This is a genomic window from Acinetobacter sp. YH16042 (assembly GCF_013417245.1).
Lineage (GTDB): Bacteria > Pseudomonadota > Gammaproteobacteria > Pseudomonadales > Moraxellaceae > Acinetobacter > Acinetobacter amyesii.
Genome location: NZ_VPEJ01000056.1, coordinates 1 through 4,412, shown reverse-complemented (window position 1 = coordinate 4,412; position 4,412 = coordinate 1). Strand labels below are relative to the sequence as shown.

The 4,412-nt window shown below is 31.7% G+C and carries 6 protein-coding genes and 1 pseudogene; 4 read left to right on the top strand and 3 right to left on the bottom strand.

What is annotated here, in order from left to right:
• The 4 genes and pseudogenes from FTV37_RS16460 to FTV37_RS16445 form a co-directional block, all read left to right on the top strand.
• Positions 1 to 423, top strand: a pseudogene (locus tag FTV37_RS16460) (replication initiation protein); the annotation flags it as partial.
• Positions 420 to 692 carry a hypothetical protein gene (locus FTV37_RS16455; RefSeq protein WP_179991633.1) on the top strand — a complete coding sequence of 91 codons (273 nt, stop codon included), beginning with the start codon at positions 420 to 422 and terminating at the stop codon, positions 690 to 692. The pseudogene FTV37_RS16460 and the gene FTV37_RS16455, both read left to right, overlap by 4 nt.
• A 344-nt stretch (positions 693 to 1,036) precedes the next feature.
• Positions 1,037 to 1,780, top strand: a complete 744-nt coding sequence (locus tag FTV37_RS16450; protein WP_179991632.1) for a serine/threonine-protein kinase — start codon at positions 1,037 to 1,039, stop codon at positions 1,778 to 1,780.
• Positions 1,777 to 2,544, top strand: a complete 768-nt coding sequence (locus FTV37_RS16445; protein ID WP_179991631.1) for a PP2C family serine/threonine-protein phosphatase — start codon at positions 1,777 to 1,779, stop codon at positions 2,542 to 2,544. Before FTV37_RS16450 ends, FTV37_RS16445 begins: the two co-directional genes overlap by 4 nt.
• Before the next feature lie 68 nt (positions 2,545 to 2,612).
• Here FTV37_RS16445 and FTV37_RS16440 read toward each other — a convergent pair whose 3' ends face one another.
• The 3 genes from FTV37_RS16440 to FTV37_RS16430 form a co-directional block, all read right to left on the bottom strand.
• On the bottom strand, positions 2,613 to 2,930 hold the full coding sequence (locus tag FTV37_RS16440; RefSeq protein WP_179991630.1) for a HigA family addiction module antitoxin: 318 nt from the start codon (positions 2,928 to 2,930) through the stop codon (positions 2,613 to 2,615).
• 17 nt (positions 2,931 to 2,947) lie between these two features.
• Entirely contained in the window at positions 2,948 to 3,226 is a 279-nt protein-coding gene (locus FTV37_RS16435) for a type II toxin-antitoxin system RelE/ParE family toxin (RefSeq protein WP_179991629.1), read from the bottom strand.
• A 175-nt stretch (positions 3,227 to 3,401) separates the two neighbouring features.
• Positions 3,402 to 4,265, bottom strand: a complete 864-nt coding sequence (locus tag FTV37_RS16430; protein WP_179991628.1) for a TIR domain-containing protein — start codon at positions 4,263 to 4,265, stop codon at positions 3,402 to 3,404.
• Positions 4,266 to 4,412: the final 147 nt, after the last annotated feature.

The window sequence follows — 4,412 nt, the reverse complement described above, 5'->3', positions numbered from 1 at the left end:
GAATTTGGTTTACCTGAATCTTATAGAGATTTGAGGAACTTAAAACGAAGAGTTTTGAATAGTTCATTAGATGAAATTAATAAATTTACCGATATAACAGTTGACTATAATCCAATTAAAAAAGGGCGTTCAGTAATTGGCTTTAAATTTATAGTAAAAGAAAAACCAAAGCCCAAATTAGTAGAGCGTCAGCGAGATCAAAACACCATAGACATGTTTTTCAATCTATCCGATGCTCAAATTAACAAGTACAGCACTATTTTATCTCAACTCTCTGAACTATCAGACCTAAGTAACTTTCCTGATTATCCTGCTTTTGCCCTTTGGATCGGTGGCATCTTACGAGATCCGAAAAGTGTAAGGGAGGAAACCGCAAAACGAATTTTTAAAGCTCTGCATAGCAAAACGGATTTTAAACCATGAGAACTAAAGTTGAATTAGCCGCAATGAGTTGTGAAGAACTCAAAGACTATGAGCAAAGTTTACTAGCTCTGTGGACACCAAGAATGGCTCTTGAAAGTGACATTGAAAGGTTCTGCACTCAACGCAGAGAATTATTGGAGGTTTTTAATCAATTAAAAAATCCTGATGCTCCTGAACATGAACGTTTAAAAAATTCTATTTTATCGCTCAAATATAAGATTAAAAAATTAGAAGATAAATTGGATAATCTTATTCAAGATAATCGCTGAAATTATATAGATTTAATTATTCAGATTATTTAAGTAAAACTGTGAAACATTGCCTAATATTTAGGCGTAGAACATGAAAAATCAAGTAAAAAACCCCTGTTCACAGTCAGGGGTTTTTCGAAATGGATTATATTGTTGAATTATAAGAAGTAAAAATTAGCATTTCGTATAAGGTGTATTATGTTAATTTTAGAATTTCTTAAAATTAATTGTCTATAACAAAAAAATTTCATTCCAAATATTAATCATAATTTTTATTAATTTATGAGAAAATGCAGAAAATATAGTAAGTAATTTATACCTAATTATTTTTATAAAATTTTAAGTTTGTAGGAGCATAAATTTTGGAAGTTTACAGACACTCAAGTTATGAGTTCCAAGTTGTTGACAAAATTGGAGCTGGAGGATTTGGTGAAGTATACGAAGTGGCATTACCTACATGTGATTTTAGATATGCACTAAAACGATTTGCTCCACAAAAAAATATTGCTGAAGCTTCTCTATTTTCTGAAGGTGAACTATTAGAAAGATTCCGTCAGGAAATGAGATATCAGACAAATTGTACTCACAAAAATATAGTTTCTATTTGTGTAGTCCATCAAGGCGATGCTCCATTTTTTGTAATGGATCTTGCTGATTCTGACTTGAATAAGCTAATTAAAAAAGACCTTCTTTCTAATGAGGAAAAGATTAAAGTTATTCTAGATGTTCTGGATGGTTTGGAATATCTTCATAATAAAGGACTAGTTCATAGAGATATAAAACCAGAAAATATATTACTTTTTAATGGAGTATATAAAATTTCAGATTTTGGACTAATTAAAAATTTAGCTCCTAATGCACATCCTAACGATGTTATGAGTGCAATTGGTCTATGTCTTGGAACAACACGATACATGGCTCCTGAAGTTGAAGAAGCTGCGCATTATTCGCATCTTTCTGACATTTTTGCACTAGGCGTGGTCATGTCACAATTACACATAACAGAGCTAGCTAGCATCGCAAATAAGTGTACTTCCCAAACGGTTAGGTTCCGATATCAATCGATTGCTGAAATCAGAAACGATATTCTAAGAGTGATAAAATGAAAATTACATTAAGTTGCGTTTCATCTTTTTCAGAAGCAAGAGATAAATTTTCGCCTGAAAGAAGTAAACAGAATGAAGATTCACTAATTGTGCCTCTTAAAAAAAGTAATGGCTTTTTATTTGGGGTTGCTGATGGTTTAGGCTCATATCATGGTGCAAAAGAAGCATCCTATTTCGTTTGTAACTATATTGAAAACCTTCAACAAATTAGTCACGAATACTTAGAACATTCTTTAAAAGAAGAACTCAAAATCAATTTTCAAAATTTTATTCAAAGTCAAAATTCTGAATACATTAAGGCCTCTACAACTCTCTCATTTTGTTTTTTAGATGATAGTGGTTTGAGCATTTGGCATATTGGCGATTGTAGAGTTTATATCAAGCAAGATACTAAATTAATTCAACTTACGAATGATCATACTCAATATCAAAAGTTACTTGATAAAAAAATATATAGTAAAAAGGAGTTAAACGAAAAAAAGATAAGTCAAAGTACTTTAACAAATGCGATTTCATCTTTCATTGATTTAGATAATGACTATACATTTATCCCCTATGACTCTTTAAAAGATGAATATGGAGAAGAAATGTCAGTATTTATAATGTCTGATGGTGCATATCATTTTTGGGATCAAAGAAAAAATTTCAGTAAAGTCACAATGAGCGACACTATTAAATTTACTAATGCTCTAAAAAGAAGGATAGAGAATAAAGGTCCAATTGATGATTACACATTAATTGGAACAAAATTTTATTTAAAATAGAATCTCTTATATGAAGTAGAAAAGCCTAACATTAGTTAGGCTTTTCTACTTCATATACAATTAAAATGTTATGCAAATGCCAATAAATCATCATACGGTCTAATAGTCTGTTCGATGGTTTTACCAGCTTTTTCATAGGCAATTTTCAAATCATATTGATGTTGTAAATTAAGCCAACTTTCAGCATCTCCACCAAAGAATCGTGCTAATCGCAAAGCTGTATCAGCAGTAATACCGCGACGTTCTAATACAATATCGTTAATTCGAGCTGCAGTTACACCTAACTTTCTAGCTAGAGCAGTAGAGCTTAAATTTAGTGGGAGCATGTACTCTTCTTTAAGAATTTCACCTGGGTGAACAGCTCTCATACCATTATGATGGATCATACATATACCTCTCAAAATTAATGGTAATCGACTATCTCAACCTCACTGGGTCCATTATCCGTCCAAACAAAACAGATTCGCCATTGATCATTAATACGAATACTGTGTTGCCCTAAACGATCACGTTCTAATTTTTCTAATCGATTACCTGGAGGAGATCTCAAAAAATCTAAAGTTACTGCTGCATCTAGCATCGTCAATTTTCGGGTAGCAACTTTCAAAATAGCTGAAAATTTAGAACTCTTACCCGTTTCAAATAATTGACGCGTATATTCGCACTTAAAACTTTTTATCAATTGAGATGCCCTTCATATAATATATTGTATATCGATATGCATTATATCACAAGGATACTTTGCTGTGGCTTACAAGAAAGCCACACGGGCTTAATACAAAATCTTTTATTGCAACCTAGATTTAGGTACAAATTGAAACATATAAAAAAGAGCGAAAGCTCCTTTTTTATATGTTTCAATTAATTTTTCTATAGTTAATATCATATCCAGCATCACTTAGCATATGAGCCACAGACATACGCCAGTCTTTATAACCATGGTCTGTATATACGACACCATTTACATCTCCTGGCATTTCAATATGACCTTCCTTTTTTACTAAGCAGATTACTTTTTCACGAGTATATAAACCTATTAATAAACCATGCTCAAAAACAACATTTTGCCTAGCTCTTAATTTGTACTCATCCTCCCCAATAGCTTTTCCCTGATCATCAGGTGTGTATAAAACTATCCCAAACCCAATAGAAGGATCTTTTGTGTAACGTTCTAACTTTTCTATGATTGTAAGGCTAGCATCGTGCTGTTCTCTGAGAACTATTGGCTCAATTAATTGAGCTGATAAAAAAGCTTTTACTTCATTTATCAATGCATCATCATGCCCATGGACAATGAATACTTTAGATGGGGTAACCTTCTTTTCTTTACCTAATAAATTAGGAACTTGCTTTTTAGTTCCTTTTGCATATGTTATTAATTCTTCTGTTATTTCTTTTTGTTTAAGAATCGCGGACTCTAAATCATTAGAATAAAAACCGATCATAACAACACTAGATGCCTGATTTTCAGCCCTTCGTTGAGCAGCTTGTTGCTGTTTTAAAACCTCACCAGATATCTCACTAGAAAACATGCGTAAACGTTCAATATGCTCAATAGGAATTGTACGCCCATTTATTAATATAGGGTTCCCAACCTGGTAAGGTTCAGCATATTTACAAATCAAATCTTCTAAATCTGTTAAATCTGATTTGATTTCAACTTTATCCCACGCATTTTTATGATGTTTTTCGCCTAATTCTAAAATCACATGATAATACATATTACTAATGCCATATCTTCATTTATATTTTTTAAATATATAATAAGTTTAAGAAAATTAACTACATATTTAACATAAAATCTCTTATGCGAAATTTAGGTCTTATCCCAAAGAAATCCATTAAAAAGATCTTTATCTTTCTGCCTA